We start from the raw sequence: 18,162 nt of genomic DNA on the forward strand, positions 1-18,162 counted from the left end.
GTTCTCGCTAAGGCGCACGGCTTCCGGGGCCGGGAGCTTTCTCCCGCCCTTTCTTATTTGCAGAATCAGAGGGCTTCATGGCGAACACGCCACAGGCGAAAAAGCGTATCCGTCGTAACGCCGCGCGGACACTGGTAAACGGCAACCGCACCGGTCGCATCCGTACTTTCGTCAAGAAGGTCGAGAATGCCCTGGAAGCGGGCGACAAGGCCGCAGCGACCGCCGCGATGGCGATGGTTCAGCCTGAGCTGATGCGCGGCGTCGCCAAGGGCGTGCTGCACAAGAACACCGCGAGCCGCAAGTTCTCGCGCCTGACCAAGCGCCTCTCCGCGCTGGCCTAAACCGCGCTGATTGTTGGCGAAAACGCCCGCTGGATGCAAATCCGGCGGGCTTTTTGTCGTCCGCTGTGGAACCGCGTCGCTTCCATCCCATCGGCAGGCGTGGCGCGCGGAACGTTTCGAGACCCCGCTAACCCCAAATAACCGCAACCCACGGATTCACTGCGATTCGCAAAAACGACACGAAAGTGTAACGACATTAAAGTCTATAATTCAAAGACTTATAAGAAATTTGACGCGAATCCGTGGCTAGATACGAGTCAATCCAGATTATTTCAAAAATCTGACAGGGGCAGGCCTTGATCGACTCGCTGCGATCTTCATAACTGGCCCTCCAACGCGCAGACCAAGCGTCTCGCGACTCAATTCGAATGGCAACGTCAGGCAGGCGGTGATTCCGGCTGTGGGGGGCTTTGTCTGTGCAATTCCGGCGGCGCGGTGGTTCACCCGCTTGTCCAACAAAGGTTTTTGGTGTGGTCGTAACGTTGAACAGGGGGGCGAGCGCGAACGGTACGAGCGTGGACGGCGTGCAGCCGGACGGTTCGGTCGACCGCGCTTGGGCCGTCGTACGGGCGCATTTACGGGAATCGGCCGGGGCGCGGCTGTTCGATCAGTGGCTCAAGCCGATGACGCTGTTGCCCAGTCTGGACGAGGGGGCGGTGCGCCTGGCGTTGCCGTCGGCGTTCATGACCAATTGGGTCCGCAACCATTATGCCGATCGTTTGCTGCAGGAATTCCGCGCGGTTCTGCCGACGGTGCGGCGCGTTTCGATCGAGACGGGCTCGGCCACCGCGGCACCGGCGCCCGCCGTGCTCACGGTCGATTCGCTCCCGGCGGCGGTGGAAGCGCCCGTGTTGGTCGCCGATCGCCCGCCGCTCGACCCGCGCTTCACCTTCGACCGGTTCGTGGTCGATGGCTCCAACATGGTCGCCTACAATGCGGCGCGTGCACTGGCCGAGCCCGGCGTGCCGCGCTTCAGCCCGCTGTTCCTCCACAGCGGCACCGGCCAGGGCAAGACGCATCTGATGCACGCGATCGGCGCTGCCTATCTCGAAGCGGTGCCCGGCGCGCGCGTGCTGCTGATGTCGGCCGAGCGCTTCATGTTCGATTTCGTCCAGGCGCTGCGCAACCGCGACACGCATAGTTTCAAGACGCGGCTGCGCTCGGCCGATCTGCTGCTGGTCGATGATCTGCAGTTCATTGCGGGCAAGGATTCGACGCAGGAAGAGTTCTTCCACACGATCAACGAAGTGATGGGCGCGGGCAAGCGGCTGGTGATCAGCGCCGATCGCTGCCCGCAGGGGCTGGACGGCGTCGAGGCACGGATCACCTCGCGCCTGTCGTGCGGGCTGGTGGCCGACATCAAGGCACCAGACCTCGCGCTGCGCCGTGCGGTGCTGGCGCGCAAGCTGGTCGACATGCCGGGGGCGAAGGTGCCAGGCGACGTGCTCGATTTGCTGGCGTCGCGCATCACCGCCAACATTCGCGATCTGGAAGGCGCGCTCAACCGCGTGGTGGCCTATGCGCAGCTGACGGGCGTTGAGATCGACCTCGACTTCGCCGTAGCGACACTGGGTGACGTGCTGCGCGGTGCCGAACGCCGCGTGACGATCGACGAGATCCAGAAGGCGGTGTCGGCGCATTTCGAGCTGAAGCCGGTCGATCTGGTCTCGGCGCGGCGCGCGGTGGTGGTGGCACGGCCGCGCCAGATCGCCATGTACCTCGCCAAGCGGCTGACCACGCGCTCGCTGCCCGAGATCGGGCGCAAGTTCGGCGGGCGCGACCATTCGACCGTGATCCACGCGGTCCGCCGGATCGAGGAATTGCGCGACACCGACCGCGAGATCGATACCGCCGTGCGCTATTTGCTGCGCGAGCTGGAGGGGTAAGGGCTTAACCTCCCTCTCCCAGCGGGAGAGGGAAGGGGCCCGCGCCGGGGCGTGGGAAGGGTGAGGGTGATGCGCGTGCGTTCTCCCGGCTCACCCTCACCCTTCCGCGGCTTCGCCGCTCCCTCCCTCTCCCGATGGGAGAGGGATTTTGGCTTGGTCTTCGGTTAGGCTCACGTCTCACGATACGGAGAGCGACCCACCCCCAACCCCTCCCTTCCAGGGAGGGGAGACGCGCGCGGCCTTCTTCCTCCCCTCCCTGAAAGGGAGGGGCTGGGGGTGGGTCGGCCTGCGGCGGCGTTCGCGCGTGATCAGACGGGCTGTCCGAGAGGGCCTTTGGAACGAAGCAAGAGCACCGGCTTCCGCTGGGAGAGCAATGGGCGTGGTGCGCTCCGCCTATTTGTCGTCCTATAAATGCGAACGGCGGGAAGTGGTGGGTAACAGTCCGTCCGGTTCAAGGCCGGGAATACGATTAGCGGACGTTCGTGGTGGCAGCTTCACGCGCAGGTGGAGCAGGCTCCATGCGCAAGTGCTTACAATGCGCGGCGGTGACGTCATCGGCCCAACGCTGATAGTCCTCTGAGCGCTCCGGTGGCGACGTCCGGCAAATGACCGGCTCTTTGCGATCGCAGGCGCTTGCATTGGCCAGCATCGCTGTCCCTGCTATGATTATGAACGAACGTCGCATTGTGAGATCATGGCACCTGATGCTCGGAGGCGGCAAGTGGGCGTTAACCGCCCTCCGCGTTTATCCCTTGACCACGACCTACCCCTCTCCGGCAAGGAGAGGGGCTCTGTACTGGCTTCCGCTTGTGCTCCAAGCGCCCCTCAGCAAGCGTCCCAGTTACACCTGCAACCCGACCGCCGCCTGCGCCGCCGCCAGCGTGGGTGCCGCCAGCGCACTCGCCCGCGCAGCGCCATCGGCCAGCACCGCGCTCACCGCCGCACGATCCTCCAGCAACCCCGTCAGCCGCCGCCGGATCGGCGAGAGCGTTGCCACCGCCAGATCGGCCAGCGCAGGCTTGAACGCGCCGAAGCCTTGCCCCGCAAACTGCGCCAGCACCGCATCAGGCGTCACGCCCGCCAGCGCCGCATAGATCGTCACCAGATTGCGCGCCTCTGGCCGTTCGGCCAACCCGGCGACTTCGCCCGGCAAGCCATCGGCATCGCTCTTGGCCTTGCGGATCTTGCTCGCGATGGTGTCGTCGTCATCGACCAGATTGATTCGGCTGGCGTCGGACGGATCGGACTTGGACATTTTCGCGCTGGCATCGCGCAAGCTCATGATGCGCGGGGCGGCCTTGGAGATGAACGGCTCGGGCAGCGTGAAGGTGTCGCCATAATCGGTGTTGAACTTGACCGCGATGTCGCGCGCCAGCTCCAGATGCTGCTTCTGGTCCTCGCCGACGGGCACGTGCGTCGCCTGATAGAGCAGCACATCGGCGGCTTGTAGCACGGGGTAGGTGAACAGCCCGACGCTCTGGCTCTCGCCCTTCTTGCCGGCCTTGTCCTTCCACTGCGTCATGCGGCCGAGCCAGCCCATCCGCGCGGTGCCGCCCAGAATCCAGTGGAGCGCGCTGTGCGCGGGCACGCGCGCCTGGTTGAACAGGATCGCGCGTTTGGGGTCGATCCCGCAGGCGAGCAAGGTGGCGGCCATTTCGGTGGTGTGGGCGTTGAGCTCGGCCGGGATCACCGGCTGCGACAGCGCGTGGAGATCGGCCAGGAAGAACAGGCAATCGTCGCCTTCCGGCATCGCATCCTGCATCGCCACCCACTGCTTGATCGCGCCAAGATAATTGCCGAGGTGGAGATTGCCGGTTGGCTGGATGCCGGAGACGACACGCATATGCTTATTCCTGGGCGGGCTTGGGAGTGTTGGAGGCGCCGCGCCGCCGCATCAGCGCCTTCAGGTCCGCGATGCGATAAGCACCGGTGACGAAACAGGCCACGCCATAGACCGCGCTGCCCGCGCCGACCAGTACGCCAAGCGCGGCATAGCGCACGATCAGCGCACCGCCGAGATAGGGAGTGAGTAGCCGCTCGAACGCGAACACGGTGGTGCCCATCAGGAGTGCTGCGAGCAGCAGGCGCGGGACCTTGCGGCGCAAAGCGCTGTCCGCTGCGAAATGGCCGCGCTGGGTGAGCGTGCGATAGAGCATCGCGACATTGACAGTGGAGGCGAGGGCCGTCGCGAGCGGCGGGCCGACATGGCCGATCAGCGGGATCAGGATGAGGTTGCCGACGATGTTCACCGCGATCGAGAGCATCGCATAGCGCACCGGCGTCCTGGTATCGCCGCGCGCATAATAACCGGGCGTCAGCACCTTCACGAGGACATAAGACGGCAGGCCGATCGAGAAGGCGCTGAGCGCCCAGCCGCAGCGGCGCGCGTCCATCGCGGTGAAATGGCCGTATTGGAACAGCCCGCGCACGATCGGCTCGGCGGCGACCATGAAGGCGACGGTGGCAGGGAGCGTGAGGAACAGCGCCAGCTCGATCCCGCGATTCTGCGTTTCCATCGCGGCTGTGTCCTGGCCCGTGGAGAGCAGGCGCGAGATGGTCGGCAGCAGGATGGTGCCGAGGCCGATGCCGATCAGCCCGAGCGGGAGCTGGTTCAGGCGGTCGGCATAATAAATGTACGTGATCGAGCCCGAGGCGAGCAGGCTGCCGGCGAGCGAGGTCGAGATCAGCAGATTGATTTGCGAGGCACCTGCCCCGGCGGCGGCGGGGACGATCAGCCGCAGCATCTCGCGCACATCGGCATCGAGCCGCGGCAGGCGCAGCCGCATGTCGACTCCGGCGCGGTGGCACGCCCATATCAGCCACAGCAATTGCAGCACGCCGCCGACGGTGACCGAAATCGCCTGCACGCGCGCGGTCTGATAGACGTCCGCCCCGTGGAAGACCCACAGCCCGACGATCATCGCCAGATTGAGCAGGATCGGGGCGGCGGCATTGACCCAGAATTTGTCGAGCGAATTGAGGATGCCGCCCAACAGCGACGCCAGCGAAATCAGTGCGAGATAGGGAAGCGTGATGCGCGACAGCATCACCGCGAAGGCGAATTGCTCGTGCGTTGGATGCTGGCGCGCGAAACCGCCCGAGAGCAGCCAGGTGATCGGCCAGGCGGCCAGGATCAGCGCGCCGGTGAACAGGATCAGGATCGGCAGCAGCACCGCCAGCGCGCGCTCGGCAAATTGGTAACCGGCCGCGATGCCGTCTGGCCCGGCGGCTTTCTTGTTGAACATCGGGATGAAGGCGGCGGAAAACGCGCCTTCCGCGAACAGAGCGCGGAACATGTTGGGCAGGCGGAAGGCGACGCCGTTGAACGCGTCCGATGCAAACCCCGCCCCGACATAACGGGCGGCGAGCGAATCGCGCACCAGCGCCAGCACCCGGCTGGCCAGCGTGAGGCCGCCGATCGAGCCGAGTGATTTGACGAGGTTCATGGCGCTGTCTTCACAAAAACAGCCCCCGCATCCGGACCTGGGGATGGGGGGCTGAAAAGGCCCTTAGGCGGTGCCGAGCGTCTCGCCAATGCCGCCTTCGGCCGCTTCCTGCTGCTGCAGGAAGACGCTGGCGAAATCGATCGGCTCGAGCAGCAGCGGCGGGAAGCCGCCATCGCGGATCGCATCGGCCAGCACGCGGCGCGCGAACGGGAAGATCAGGCGCGGCGCTTCGGCCAGCAGGAACGGCTGGAGATGCTCGGCCGGGAAATTGCGCAGGCCGAACAGGCCGGCGTAGGAAAGGTCGACGAGGAAGGCGACGGTGCCTTCGGCCTCGGCCTTCACTTCGATGCGCAGCACGATTTCATAGACGTCCTCGCCGACTTGCGACGATGCGATGTTGAACTGCACGTCGATGGCGGGCGCGGTCGGGTTCTGGAAAATGGCCGGGGCGTTCGGATTTTCGAACGACAAGTCCTTCACATATTGTGAGATCAGGCCAGCGGCGGGCGCAGTGTCCACACCATTGCCATAGGGGTCGGTCGTCGGAACCGTGGTGGTGATGAAGCCGTCGTCCTGCTCGCTCATGGAACTCGTCCTTACCCTGATCGTATAAGCGCCACACCTCCGTGGCGTCGTCGAAAGCGCGCGCCTAGCAGGGGGGGGCACCGAGTTCAACTCGCCGGAGACGCTCGTCATATTGCACGATTTGAATCCTTGGCGTGTTAGGCCTATGTACTGCATCTGTTGAAAGCCCCGGAGGCCGCGTGTTCCTGACCGTCATTCTCGTAATGCTGACTGCGTTTCTTGCGCTGAACCTGTATCGGGTGCTGGGCAAACGCACGGGTCATGAACAGCCCTTGCCCAAGCCCGCCGAAGAACGCGCGCCGCTGACGGTGGTGCAGCGTCCGGTCGAGGCGATTGGCGAAGCGCGCGAGCCCGTCAGCCGCAATGTCGAGCCCAAGGCCGAAGCCGGTATCCGTGCGATCATCGCCGCTGATTCGAGCTTCGATGTCCCGCGCTTTCTCGCTGGCGCGCAGGGTGCCTATCGCATGATTTTGGAGGCGTTCTGGAAGGGCGACGAGGAGCAGCTTGGCTGGCTCGCCGAGGATTCGGTCCGCGATGCCTTCACCAGCGCAATCCTGGCGCGCAACACGGCCGGTCATGTGCTCGACAACCGGCTGGTGTCGATCGAGCGCGCAGTCATCGCCGACGCCTCGCTTGAGGGTAAGCTCGCGCGCATCACCGTGCGTTTTGACGCCGACATCGCCGCCGTGACGCGCGATGCCGAGGGCAATGTGATTGCGGGCTCGATGACCGATGCGGTCGAGACGCATGATGTCTGGACCTTCGCGCGTACGTTGAAGAGCAGCGACCCGAATTGGAAGCTCGCCGACACCGACGAGGCATAACGCCGATGCGGGGGGGCTTTGCCGGGCTGTCGATTGCGCTTGCCGTCTTGCTCGCCGGCTGCGGCGGCCAGGTCGAGCGGCCCCGTCCGGTCGCCAATCGTCCCGCACCGGTGCGCAGGCCCGTTGCCGCCACGCCGATTGCGCCGCAACCCGCCGCACCGGTTGCGGCGAGCACTGCAAATGCGGCTGGTGCGGGCGTGGTCGCCGGGCCGCCCGTTTACACGCTTCCCATAGACGAAGCCGCCGCCGCGCGGGCGCTTGTCGCTTTTCAGGCGTCCTGCCCGTCGCTGCTGCGCCGTAGCGATCTTTCCGGCCTCACGCGCGGCAGTGACTGGGCGGCGGCCTGCGGTGCCGCGCCAGGCGTCCGCCGCGGCGAGGCGCGCGGCTTCTTCGCCGAATATTTCGAAGCGGTGCAGGTCGGCGACGGCAAAGCCTTTGCCACGGGCTATTACGAACCCGAAATCCGCGCAGCGCGCGAGCGGCGGCGCGGCTATGACGTGCCGATCTATGCGCGGCCGACCGACTTGATCGATGTCGATCTCGGCCAGTTCAGCGACACGTTGAAGGGCAAGAAGATTCGCGGTCGCGTCGATGGGCGCAGCTTCGTCCCCTATGATGATCGCACCGCGATCGAGACCGGCTCGCTTGCCGGACGCGCGCCGATCCTTGCCTGGGCGGCGGATCCGGTCGAATTGTTCTTCCTGCAGATCCAGGGGTCGGGGCGGCTGCGCTTGCCCGACGGGTCGGTGATGCGGATCGGCTATGACAATCAGAATGGCCGCGATTACACCGGCATCGGCACGCTGATGAAAAAGCGCGGCTTGCTCGGGCCGGGGCAGACCTCGCTGCAGGGCATGTCGCAATGGCTGCATGACCATCCCGACCAGGGCCGCGACATCATGCGCGAAAACAAGAGCTATGTGTTCTTTCACGAACAATCCGGCTCGCCATTGGGCGCGCTGGGGGTGGCGGTTACTGGCGGGGTGAGTGTCGCAGCCGATCCACATTTTGTGCCCTTGGGGGCCCCGATCCTGTTGTCGATGGATCGTGTCGACGCCAGCCGCTTGTGGATTGCGCAGGATACGGGCGGCGCGATCAAGGGCGCTAACCGCGTCGATACCTTTTGGGGCGCAGGCCCCGATGCCGAGGCGATTGCGGGCGGCATGACCGCGCGCGGCACCGCCTTTCTGCTGTTGCCGACCGGCACCCTGCAGCGACTGACGGCCGCACGCGTGTCTGGTGAGAGGCCCGATGGGAACGCGTCACCTCAGTTCTGACGAGGCGGCGTTGTGGGCCCGCGTGATGGCCGGGGTGCGCCCCTTGGCCAAAGCGGCACCGACTGCGCCAGCGACAGGCTCCAAAACCGCGCGGGCAGCGGCACCGGTGTCCGTGGCCCCGCCGGTCACGGCACCGCCTGCCAAGCGCGTCGTCGGCCGCATCCCACCGCTGCCGGTCCCCAAGCCCGCGCGCGCGGCCGCTCCTGCCAACAGCGCCAACACGCTCGACGGCACGTGGGACAAGCAAATCGCGCGCGGCCTGGTTTCGCCCGATCGCACGATCGATTTGCACGGCCATACGCTGCAATCCGCCTATAATGAACTGGACGGTGCGCTCGACGCGGCGATCCGGGCCGGGGACCGCACGATCCTGCTGGTCACCGGAAAGCCGCCGCGCCCGACCAGTGAGCGTCCGCACGCGCGCGGGGCGATTCGCGCGGCGACCGGCGACTGGCTGGCCGGGTCGCGCCACGCCGACGCGATTGCGGCGGTCCGCGCGGCGCATCCGCGCCACGGTGGGAGCGGTGCGCTCTACATCGTGCTGAAACGCGCGCGGGCTTCGCGAAAGTCTTAACCTTTGCCTGTCATCTTCCTGGGCAAGCCAGTGCGTTTCGCACCACGCTGCCAGGAGCTCACGATATCGCGATGGAAGGCGTTACGCTCAAAAGCCGCGCAATCGTCTTCGCGATGTGCTCCGGGGCGGTCGCTTTCATCCTCGCGCTCGCCGCCACGTCGTCGGGTGGCGTCGATATCAGCAACATTTCGCGGGCGTTGATCCCGGCGATCGTCTGCGCGGCGATGTGCTGGGCGTCGACCGAGCGCAGCATTGCCGGGACAGCGTCGGCGATCGACGCCGCCATCGCCCGCCTGGCGCAGGCGGCACAGGGCGATCTCAGCGACCAGATCCCCCCCGAAATCGCCGCCAACGTGCCCCAACTCGCCACCGCCATGCATGCGCTGTTCGCGCAGTTGAATGCCAACCTCGACAGCGTCCAGCGGCTCGCCATGTTCGATCCGGTGACCGGCCTTGCCAACCGCACCAACTTCCGCCGTACGTGCGAACGGCTGTTGTCGACCATGCCCGCTGGCGCGGGCGGGGCGCTGTTCTTCATCGATCTCGATCGGTTCAAGGCGGTCAACGATACGATGGGCCATGCCTGTGGCGATATGCTGCTGGGAATGGTCGCCAACCGCTTGCGCGCGGTCGCCGACAGCGTAGCGCTGCCCGAGGGTGGCCCGACCCCGCTGATCGGCCGCTTGGCGGGCGACGAATTTACGATGTTCTTTGCGCAGGTCGATTCCGCGCATGCCGCGCGGGTCGGGCGCGCGGTGCTGTTCGCCTTGGCCGAGCCGTTCGATCTGGCGGGCACCGATGTTGCGATCGGCGCGTCGATCGGCATCGCGCTGCGCCCCGACCATGGCGACACGCTGACCGACCTGATGCGCGCTGCGGACGCCGCAATGTATCACGCCAAAAGCAGCGGGCGCGGTCGCGCCGAGCATTTCTCGGCCGAGCTGGCGGCGCAGATCACCGAGCGCGCGGGGCTCGAAAGCGCGCTGCGCGACGCGATCGACCGCGATGAATTCGCGCTCGTCTTTCAGCCGCAACTCCGCATCGGATCGGGCCAGATCGTTGCCGCCGAAGCGCTGTTGCGCTGGCGGCACCCGCAGGACGGCCTGCGCCTGCCCGGCACTTTCCTGCCGCGCGCCGAGGAAACCGGGCTGATCGTCGAGATCGGCGACTGGGTCGTGCACAGCGTCGCCGAGACGATCGCGCGCTGGAGCCGGTTGGGGATCGAGCACCGCCTCGCGGTCAACGTGTCGCCGCGCCAGCTCGACCATGCCAGCTTCTTCCGCCGCCTGCGCGCCGCCATGCACCGCGTCGGCGCGCCCGCGCGGCTGCTCGAACTCGAAATCACCGAGACGCTGGCGATGCATTGCAGCGACGAAGTGCTGGAGGCGATCGCGCTGCTGCGCGCCGATGGCGCGACCATTGCGATCGACGATTTCGGCACCGGCTATTCCAGCCTGCCGCGCCTGCGCGCGCTCCCGCTCGACCGGATCAAGCTCGACCGCAGCCTGATCGAACATATTGCCGAGGATGCCGGCGCGCGCATCATCGCGCAGGCGGTGATCGGGCTGATCCACGGCCTTGGCTGCCAAGCGGTCGGCGAAGGCGTCGAGACGCAGGCACAGGCCGACATTCTGCGCATCATCGGCTGCGACGTGATCCAGGGCTATGCCATCGCCCAGCCGATGGACGAAGCCGCCTTCCTCTCGTGGAGCCAAGGCGAAGTGCGCTGGGCGGCGGTCGGCTGAACCGCCTATTGGCCTCCCGAACAGAGGAATATTGTCCGACACGGGAATAAAACCCGCGCCATTCCAGTCTTACCGTCGAACCCATCAGGGAAGGACGGACATGGCAGATCATCATTGGGATAAGCGGATCGATCGGCGCGGTATGCTGGAGTGCATGGGCTGGGCGGGGACGGGCACGCTGTTTGCGCTGGCTGGCGGGATTACAGGATCGCTGACGCTGGATCAGGCCATCGCGGCAACATCGAAGGCGGGCGATGCGGCGGTATCCGCCGTCAAGCCGTTCAGCTTTCTTCAGATCAGCGACACCCATATCGGCTTCAAGAAGGCGGCCAATCCGGATGTGATCGGGACGCTGAAGGAAACCATCGCCAAGGTGCGGGCGCTGGCCGTGCAGCCCGATTTCATCGTGCATACCGGCGATGTCACGCACCTTGCGCAAGGTTTCCCGCTTGTCGGTGGGCGGCTCGACTATATCGGCGATCGGCCGGTCGCGGCGCTGGTGTATCGGCGGCGGCTGCACACCATCAACCTGTTCATCCGGCCCGCGCCCCAAAGCCCGGCCGCATCGCCGGGCGCATTGCGCCGCCATACCTACACTATCGAACGTTGGGTGGCAGGCGATCTGGAATATTGGGCTGTGTCTGACGTCGACGCGGCGGACCTGCGCGCGTTCCACCAACTCTTTGCCAAGGCGTCGGCGGGGTGATTGCTACGTCCTAGCGCGCGCCCCCTAATCCCCCATGCGTAGCTTGTGCTTGCGGCGGACGTCGCCGCCATAGCCTTTCGCAGTCACGTCCTTGCGCGCTGCGCGGATCGTTTCGCGCACGTCGCGATTCTCAACGAATGGGGCCGTCCATTCCTTTCGGTTGTCTCGAACGCGGTTCCAGGGGGACGGCGGTGGAAACGCACCGCGCTGAAAAAGCTATTGACCCGCTCGGGACGTGATTATAGAAAAACAACATCCTAAACTTTCCGCTGCCGAAGGCACCCAGAAGGTTCGAGCTAACCTGTTTGCGGTGCCGCAGGCGGCACGGTCGCAATGGAGGAGGCGCGGGCAAGGGCGCGCGGTCGCAGAATACGGCACCAGCCGAAGCTTTGAGAGAGACGTCTATCAACCCGAAGAGATTGGGTTCCGAGCGCGAAGGCATGCCGCAAGAAGCATTGCTGACCGCCCGAGATTCTAAAAAGGAGAGGAAACATCATGAATATGCGGAATCGCGCGCTTTTTGCGGCGTTGTTGACCACCACCTGCTGGGCTGCGTCAGGTGCACAGGCGCAGGAAGGTCCGAGCGGGCTAGCCGCTTCGCCGAACGCGTCGACCCAGTCGACCCCATCGAGCGCGACGAGCGAAGCGCCGTCGCAGGACATTGTGGTGACGGGCTTTCGCGCCAGTCTCAGCAAGGCGCTCGACGTCAAGCTGCGCTCGGATCACATCGTCGATTCGATCGTCGCTGAAGACATAGGCAAGCTGCCCGACCAGAACATCGCCGAAGCGATCGAGCGCATCCCCGGCGTGGCGGTCTCGACCATGACCGTCAACGGCAATAACGCGACCGCGGGCGAGCCGACCGAGATCTCGGTGCGCGGGCTCAGCCCGGAATTCACCACCGCGCTGTATAATGGGCGGGTCCTGGCCACCGACTCCAATGGCCGCGAGTTCAACTTTGACATCCTCCCGGCGGAACTGATCGCACGGGTCGACGTCTCCAAGTCGGTCACTGCCGAGCAGCCCGAGGGCGGGATCGCCGCCACGGTCGACATGATCACCGCGCGGCCGCTCGACCTCCGCCGCAATACCTTCGTCGTATCGGCGCAAGGCAATTACGATCAGCAACGCGGCCAAATCTCGCCGCAGGGCTCCGCGCTGTTCAGCACCAAGACTGCCGATGGCCGGTTCGGCGCGCTCGTGTCCTTCTCCTACATCGATCGCAAGGTGGAGAACCGGCGTATCTATTCGGACGGGTATCAGAACCCGCAAACCGTCAACACGGCGACCGTTCCGGGCGGCGTGCAAGGGTTCGGGCCAGCTTATACCGAATATGAAGCCAATGCGACCAACCGGCGGCGCATCTCGGGCGAGATCAACCTGCAATTTCGGCCGACCGACACGCTGCTGATCACCGCCGACGGGCTTTATTCAAAGCTCGATGTGAACGACAACACGCAAGCCTTCTTTACGGGCAATAACGGCCAGAGCAGTGGCGTGACGGTCAACGGCAATCACACGATCACCGGCTATTCCGGGGGCACGTCCTATTCCGCGATCGTCAACTACATCCGACCGGAACTGGCCGTAACCAAAGAAGCCGGCATCAACATCAAGTTCGACCCGTCGTCGCGCTTGTCGATGACGCTGGACGGTTCGTGGTCGACCGCCACCAACAACAACGGTGGCAATCAATCGTGGTTCGAGAGCGACTATGGTGCGTTGCCGAACGCGACCTATTCGCTCGGGCCGAACAACCTTCCGGTCTTTACCGGCCTCGGCGATCTCTCGCCCTCGGCAAACCTGAAGACCGCCTATCACGCCCTCGAAGGCCAGGACTTTAGCGACGAGATCTACCGGGGCGACTTCAAGCTGCGGTACAAGATCGGTTCGGGCATTTTCAGGAGCATCCAGGCCGGCGCGAACTATTCGGAGCGCACCAAGGGGTTGGTCACCGTCAAGACTCCGGACAATGTCATCGCGCTGTTCCAGGGGTTGACGCTGCCGTCCAACCTCTATTCCCCGGTCAGCGACGTCAGCAATCTGTTTGGCACCGGCATGTTCCAGACGCCCTTTCCGGGCTTCCGTAACGCAGCCGTAATGAACTACCTGCTGTCACCGGCGGTCGTCGCCACCTTGACGCCCGGCCAGAAGGCGGCGCTCGATGCCAATGGCGGCGGCTTCGGCGCGGTCGTGAATCAGGGCGCAAGCGGACAGGTGAAAGAACGCACGGCAGGTGGCTTCGTCGAGGCGAGCTTCGGGGGAAGTCATTGGTCGGGTAATATCGGCGTGCGCTTGACGCACACCGATACCGACGCGACCGGGGTGTTCCAGGCGATCACCGGCGTGACGTATACCGACGCCGGCTACCCGCAAGTCAGCTATGGGCCGGTCGCGCCGCACACGCAAAGCGGATCCTACACAGAGGTTCTACCCGCCGCCAACTTCAAGGACGACCTCACCAGCAATCTGATGCTGCAGGTCGCCGTCGCCAAGACGCTGACACGTCCGACGCTGTACGATCTCATGATCATGCAAAGCGTCAACGCGCGTCAGGGGGCGGGAGGACTGACCATTGCTCAGGGCAATCCCGGCCTGAAGCCGATGAAGGCGTGGAATTTCGATGCGGCGCTCACCTGGCACCGCAAATCCAATTTCCTGAGCGTGGCGCTGTTCCAGAAGTCGCTGTCCGATCTGGAATATACCGGTACGACGTCTCAACAAATCGCCGGGCAGACCTGGACGGTGACTCAGCCGCTCAACTTGAATTCATCGGATCTCATCGGCGTCGAAGTGTCGGGACAATATACGTTCACCAGCTTGCCCGCGCCCTTCGATGGCCTCGGTGTCCAGGCAAACGCGTCCTACGTCCACCCGTCCGGTGGATCGTCCAGCGTCCAGGGCTATGTCGATACCGATCCGGTGACCTACAATCTGATTGGCTTTTACGAGAAGGGCCCGATCCAGTTCCGCATGGCCTATAATTGGCGCAACGCTTATATCAGCCAGCATAACGCGGTGACCCTCAACGGCCGGCCGTATGAGAACGATCTGTTCGTGTCCGCCTATGGCGAGCTGGATGCCAGCTTGAATATTGCCGTCACCAAGAACCTGACGGTCTTTGTCCAGGCGCTCAACCTCAATAACGAGCGGGCGGTGCGCTATTGGGGCACGACCGACCGGATCGGCGACTACGAAGGCTATGGTCGCCGCTTCGGCTTCGGCGCGCGCGCCAAGTTTTAGGTTCTGTGCCGGAGCGTCCGCGAGCAGCGGCCGCTCCGGTCGACCGCGCCGGTGGACCCACCTTTCAATCGAAAGACGCCTCGCGATGCAGGCAAGGATTTAACATGAACGCTTCGTCCCGTCGCGGACCCCCGGCACCGCAGATGCGCCGATTTGCATCGATCGAAGCAGGCGGAACAAAGTTCAATGTCGGGATTGGTGGGCCTGACGGAAGCCTTTTCGATCAGGCGCAGTTCGAAACGCGGGCACCCGCGGAAACCATCGCCGCGGTGACACGCTGGCTCGACGCCGAGGTCGAGCGGAACGGTCCGTTTTCCGCGATCGGGCTCGCCTCGTTCGGACCGGTCGATACCAATTCCGGCTCTCCGCACTGGGGGCGGCTGGGTTTGACACCGAAGCTGTCGTGGCGGGGTGTCGACATGATTGCGCCGTTCAGACGGTATCGCGTTCCGGTCGCGCTCGATACCGACGTCAACGGTGCCGCCCTCGCCGAGTGGCGCTGGGGGGCGGGGCGCGGTCATGCGCGAGTCTGCTATCTCACGGTAGGCACCGGGATTGGCGGCGGGGCAGTACTCGACGGCGTGACGCTGTCCGGCCGCAGCCATCCGGAAATGGGGCATATGTTCGTGCGCCGCCATCCCGATGACCGCTTCCCTGGCGCTTGCCCGACTCATGGCGACTGTCTTGAGGGACTGGCCAGCGGCACCGCCATAAAGGCGCGCTGGGGCGATTCTCTGTCCACTCTGGGTGCCGAGCACCCCGGCCATGCGATGATCGCGGAGTATCTGGCGCAAGCCTGCGTCAACATCGTCAGCACGCTCGCCCCGGACAGGCTCGTTCTCGGCGGCGGGGTGATCGGCACTTCCGGCCTCATCAGCGATGTGCGCCGGCGGTTCGACTATCTCACCAACGGCTATCTCTCCGAATTCGATGCGGAAGACATTCTTCTTGCGCACTTCTCGCCAATCTCGGGCTTGATCGGCGGTCTTGCGATCGCAGAGCGCGCGGTGCGGCACGCGCGCGGCTCAGAACCGGCCGAGCATCTCCAGCGATGGGAACAACAGGGTCTGGAACGGTAGAATCGCCGCGCCGATCGCGGGGGCGTCGGAGGATAATTTTGCGCGGCGTATGTCGCCGCGCTCGCAGGGCTGTGCGTCTGCCTGCCTTTGCTGGCACAACACCGCCAGTCGATCGAGCAGATGCTCCGGCAGGCGTCCGCCCAGCAGGATCGAATCGGGATCGATGAATCGCTGGATCTGCGAGAAGATGCTCGTCAGATAGCCGCTCGCCTCTTCGAGCCACTGCTCGACTGCGGCGGTTCCGGCGGCATCGAGTCGCTTCAAATCCTCTGGCCCGGTGATGGCGACGCCCCGGATCTTCAACCATTCGGACAAAGCACCCAGCGACACGACATCCTGCAAGGTGCACATCGCGCCGGTTGGGGTTTTCACCCGCATAAAGCCGAACTCGCCGCTGCGGCCATTCTCGCCCCGGAAATAGGTGCGGTCGATCACGATGCCGCCGCCGAGTAGAACGCTGATGAGAACGTAGACGAAGCTCGGCGCTTCAAGTCCGTGACCGAACTGCGCTTCGCCGATCGCCGCCGCTACCGCGTCATTTTCAACAAAGGTCGGACCGGCGAAGGTGTCGCGGAACAGGTCGGCGGCATCGGTGCGCGCCCAGGCGTCATAGGTGAGCGGCTTGCCGGGAAAAGCCAGCGTACCGAGCTCGTCGGGCAACGCGATCCCAAGACCCACCACGCGATCGGGCGAAATGTGTGCCTTGGTCACCAGTTCGCGCCAGCTCTGTGCGAAGAATCGCCGCGCGTCGTCGGGCGAAGCGAAGCCGATCTCGGCCGAGACACGGCCACGGATCTGGCCGCTCAGATCGAGTACGACCAGCGTGAGGTGGTCACGGTCGATGTTCAGGCCCGCCGAAAAGGCACCGTCCGGGTTGAGTTCCAGTTCCCACGCGGGTTGGCCGCGACCGCGTGCCGGTCGCTTGGCCTCGACGATCAGCCCGGCCTGGAGGAGATGGCGCGATACGTTGACGATCGTGGGGATAGTCAGGCCGGTGATGGTCGCCAGTTCGCTGCGGGTGACGCGTTTGTGCGTTCGAATTTCCTGGAAGACGACGCGCTGGTTGTGATTGGCGTCGATATCCAGCGTCAGATAGGGCGCGGGCGAGGCGGCTGCCGCGTCGATGCCGGTCGACGCCGGCGCGCGGTCCGACCGGAAGGGAAACAGGTGCCGCGACGTCCGCGCACTCGCACCGCCGTTGCTGCTTGAGCGCCGCTCACCCGACATGATCGTGCGCCTTCAGCAATGCCTCGCCGATCGGAAACAGTCTTGCCCGCATCGGCAGGCTTGCCGCCCCGATCAGCGTCGCGTCCCTGGCCAGGCGGGCCGGTTGGATGCCGGCGTGGCTTGGTATCTCCGGCGCGCTGGCGAGCAACAGCGTATTGCATCGTTCGGCCAACCGCGTCAGCCATCCGTCCGGGAATCTGCCACCGAGCAGCACGCCGCCCGGGTTGAGCATGCAATTGATCGACGTGAGGAGCGGGATGAGGTCCGCAGCGGCGGCCGCCAGCCACGCTTCCTCGCACGCGGGGAGCGCGGCCATGCGGTCGGCGGCGACCGCCTGGCGGCACCAGGCAGGTTCGGCACCCGGGAAGAGGTAACGCTTGGTTTCCGGGTGCGCGCCTTTGAAGAGCCCCTCATGCGCGACCAGGCCGCCCACCGGTCTCGGCCCCATTAGAATATAATAATAGCTCTGGAGGGAAGCGCCCACGCCGAACAGCGACTCGCCAGCCGTCGCGGCGGCAAGCGCGGAATCGACGTAGATCGGCACGCCCGGCGAGACATCGGACAGAGCCAGCAGGTCGATCCCGATGTCGCCATCGCCCGGGTCAGCGTGCCGACCGTCCCTCGACACGCTGCCGACCATTGCAACGCCCAGGCCGATGATCCGGTCGCGGCGAATGTCTTCGGTGAGCTTCAGATATTGTGTCCGGAAGTGCGTCTTCGCACGTTCGCCGGACGATGCCGGCCGGGTGATGACGCCCCGGCTGACCGGGTTTCCCAACGCATCGATGGATACCAGGTCCAAGCGGTCGTCATCGACTTGCAAACCAACGGAATAGCACCCTTCCGGATTGACCTCGAGGTGGACGGCGGGTTGGCCGCGCGCGCCAAAGATCCGACTGGTCTCGATCACCAGTTCACTGCCGAGCAGGCGCCGGACGATGCCCGCGATCGTCGGCTTGGCGAGCCCGGTCAGTTCGATCAGCGCATTGCGGGTGATCGGCCCCCTGACGCGGACGGCCTGGTAGACCAGTCGCTGATTATAGTCGCCGGTCAGTTCGAGATTGGTGCCGGAAAGGCTGGCTTTGCGGCGACGCACCGTTTGTGGCTGACTGTCCATTGTTCCGACCGATACCACCGATCCGTCCGAGGCAAACGGATTAGATCTTCAAGAGCAGGGCAAGCCATCGATTAGCCGATTTTCCGCTTGGGGGAAGCCAAAAGGAGGATTG

General features: G+C 65.0%; 14 protein-coding genes and 1 pseudogene. 9 read left to right on the plus strand and 6 right to left on the minus strand.

Translation table 11 applies throughout. From position 1 onward, the window contains the following. The first annotated feature begins 77 nt into the window (after positions 1-77). Complete coding sequence (rpsT, locus tag H4W01_RS03825) at positions 78-341, plus strand: 30S ribosomal protein S20 (protein WP_010407564.1); 264 nt, start codon at positions 78-80, stop codon at positions 339-341. 515 nt (positions 342-856) lie between these two features. Continuing rightward, on the plus strand, positions 857-2,227 hold the full coding sequence (dnaA, locus tag H4W01_RS03830) for a chromosomal replication initiator protein DnaA (protein WP_209609963.1): 1,371 nt from the start codon (positions 857-859) through the stop codon (positions 2,225-2,227). A gap of 841 nt (positions 2,228-3,068) precedes the next feature. Here dnaA and trpS read toward each other — a convergent pair. The 3 genes from trpS to secB all read right to left on the minus strand — a co-directional run bounded on the left by trpS (position 3,069) and on the right by secB (position 6,258). Next, positions 3,069-4,070 carry a tryptophan--tRNA ligase gene (trpS, locus tag H4W01_RS03835; protein WP_209609964.1) on the minus strand — a complete coding sequence of 334 codons (1,002 nt, stop codon included), beginning with the start codon at positions 4,068-4,070 and terminating at the stop codon, positions 3,069-3,071. Between the two features lie 4 nt (positions 4,071-4,074). Continuing rightward, complete coding sequence (gene murJ / locus H4W01_RS03840) at positions 4,075-5,673, minus strand: murein biosynthesis integral membrane protein MurJ (RefSeq protein ID WP_209609965.1); 1,599 nt, start codon at positions 5,671-5,673, stop codon at positions 4,075-4,077. Between the two features lie 63 nt (positions 5,674-5,736). Next, the gene (gene secB / locus H4W01_RS03845; RefSeq protein WP_209609966.1) at positions 5,737-6,258 is read right to left on the minus strand and encodes a protein-export chaperone SecB; all 522 of its coding nucleotides are present in this window, start codon (positions 6,256-6,258) and stop codon (positions 5,737-5,739) included. 179 nt (positions 6,259-6,437) lie between these two features. Here secB and H4W01_RS03850 point away from each other — a divergent pair, with 179 nt between their 5' ends. The 5 genes from H4W01_RS03850 (at position 6,438) to H4W01_RS03870 (ending at position 11,384) form a co-directional block, all read left to right on the plus strand. Further along, positions 6,438-7,082, plus strand: coding sequence for a Tim44/TimA family putative adaptor protein (locus tag H4W01_RS03850; protein ID WP_209609967.1), 645 nt, complete (start codon positions 6,438-6,440; stop codon positions 7,080-7,082). 5 nt (positions 7,083-7,087) lie between these two features. Beyond that, entirely contained in the window at positions 7,088-8,359 is a 1,272-nt protein-coding gene (mltA, locus tag H4W01_RS03855) for a murein transglycosylase A (RefSeq protein ID WP_209609968.1), read from the plus strand. Continuing rightward, positions 8,334-8,933, plus strand: coding sequence for a Smr/MutS family protein (locus H4W01_RS03860; protein WP_209609969.1), 600 nt, complete (start codon positions 8,334-8,336; stop codon positions 8,931-8,933). Before mltA ends, H4W01_RS03860 begins: the two co-directional genes overlap by 26 nt. A 71-nt stretch (positions 8,934-9,004) precedes the next feature. Further along, positions 9,005-10,678: a putative bifunctional diguanylate cyclase/phosphodiesterase gene (locus H4W01_RS03865; protein WP_209609970.1), complete on the plus strand. Its 1,674-nt coding sequence runs from the start codon at positions 9,005-9,007 to the stop codon at positions 10,676-10,678. A gap of 100 nt (positions 10,679-10,778) precedes the next feature. After that, entirely contained in the window at positions 10,779-11,384 is a 606-nt protein-coding gene (locus H4W01_RS03870) for a hypothetical protein (RefSeq protein WP_209609971.1), read from the plus strand. Between the two features lie 39 nt (positions 11,385-11,423). Here the strand turns inward: H4W01_RS03870 and H4W01_RS03875 are convergent. Then, positions 11,424-11,501 (minus strand): annotated as a pseudogene (locus H4W01_RS03875) (hypothetical protein); the annotation flags it as partial. Between the two features lie 378 nt (positions 11,502-11,879). Here H4W01_RS03875 and H4W01_RS03880 point away from each other — a divergent pair. Then, the gene (locus tag H4W01_RS03880) at positions 11,880-14,627 is read left to right on the plus strand and encodes a TonB-dependent receptor (protein WP_209609973.1); all 2,748 of its coding nucleotides are present in this window, start codon (positions 11,880-11,882) and stop codon (positions 14,625-14,627) included. 104 nt (positions 14,628-14,731) lie between these two features. Next, on the plus strand, positions 14,732-15,706 hold the full coding sequence (locus H4W01_RS03885) for an ROK family protein (RefSeq protein WP_209609974.1): 975 nt from the start codon (positions 14,732-14,734) through the stop codon (positions 15,704-15,706). Here H4W01_RS03885 and H4W01_RS03890 read toward each other — a convergent pair. After that, on the minus strand, positions 15,653-16,933 hold the full coding sequence (locus H4W01_RS03890; protein WP_209609975.1) for an ROK family transcriptional regulator: 1,281 nt from the start codon (positions 16,931-16,933) through the stop codon (positions 15,653-15,655). The two genes, H4W01_RS03885 and H4W01_RS03890, sit on opposite strands and share 54 nt — an antisense overlap. Further along, positions 16,923-18,050 (minus strand): ROK family protein, encoded by a 1,128-nt coding sequence (locus tag H4W01_RS03895; protein WP_209609976.1) that lies wholly within the window; start codon positions 18,048-18,050, stop codon positions 16,923-16,925. Before H4W01_RS03895 ends, H4W01_RS03890 begins: the two co-directional genes overlap by 11 nt. Positions 18,051-18,162: the final 112 nt, after the last annotated feature.

The organism is Sphingomonas sp. PL20, assembly GCF_017875905.1.
In the GTDB taxonomy this organism is placed as follows: domain Bacteria; phylum Pseudomonadota; class Alphaproteobacteria; order Sphingomonadales; family Sphingomonadaceae; genus Sphingomonas; species Sphingomonas echinoides.

Bases quoted from the DNA above. Each gene is read 5' to 3' on its own strand.
- H4W01_RS03870 (WP_209609971.1), top strand. From the start codon at position 10,779: ATGGCAGATCATCATTGGGATAAGCGGATCGATCGGCGCGGTATGCTG.
- H4W01_RS03885 (WP_209609974.1), top strand. From the start codon at position 14,732: ATGAACGCTTCGTCCCGTCGCGGACCCCCGGCACCGCAGATGCGCCGA.
- H4W01_RS03880 (WP_209609973.1), top strand. From the start codon at position 11,880: ATGAATATGCGGAATCGCGCGCTTTTTGCGGCGTTGTTGACCACCACC.
- trpS (WP_209609964.1), bottom strand. From the start codon at position 4,070: ATGCGTGTCGTCTCCGGCATCCAGCCAACCGGCAATCTCCACCTCGGC.
- H4W01_RS03860 (WP_209609969.1), top strand. From the start codon at position 8,334: ATGGGAACGCGTCACCTCAGTTCTGACGAGGCGGCGTTGTGGGCCCGC.
- H4W01_RS03890 (WP_209609975.1), bottom strand. From the start codon at position 16,933: ATGTCGGGTGAGCGGCGCTCAAGCAGCAACGGCGGTGCGAGTGCGCGG.
- secB (WP_209609966.1), bottom strand. From the start codon at position 6,258: ATGAGCGAGCAGGACGACGGCTTCATCACCACCACGGTTCCGACGACC.
- H4W01_RS03895 (WP_209609976.1), bottom strand. From the start codon at position 18,050: ATGGACAGTCAGCCACAAACGGTGCGTCGCCGCAAAGCCAGCCTTTCC.
- H4W01_RS03865 (WP_209609970.1), top strand. From the start codon at position 9,005: ATGGAAGGCGTTACGCTCAAAAGCCGCGCAATCGTCTTCGCGATGTGC.
- rpsT (WP_010407564.1), top strand. From the start codon at position 78: ATGGCGAACACGCCACAGGCGAAAAAGCGTATCCGTCGTAACGCCGCG.
- murJ (WP_209609965.1), bottom strand. From the start codon at position 5,673: ATGAACCTCGTCAAATCACTCGGCTCGATCGGCGGCCTCACGCTGGCC.
- mltA (WP_209609968.1), top strand. From the start codon at position 7,088: ATGCGGGGGGGCTTTGCCGGGCTGTCGATTGCGCTTGCCGTCTTGCTC.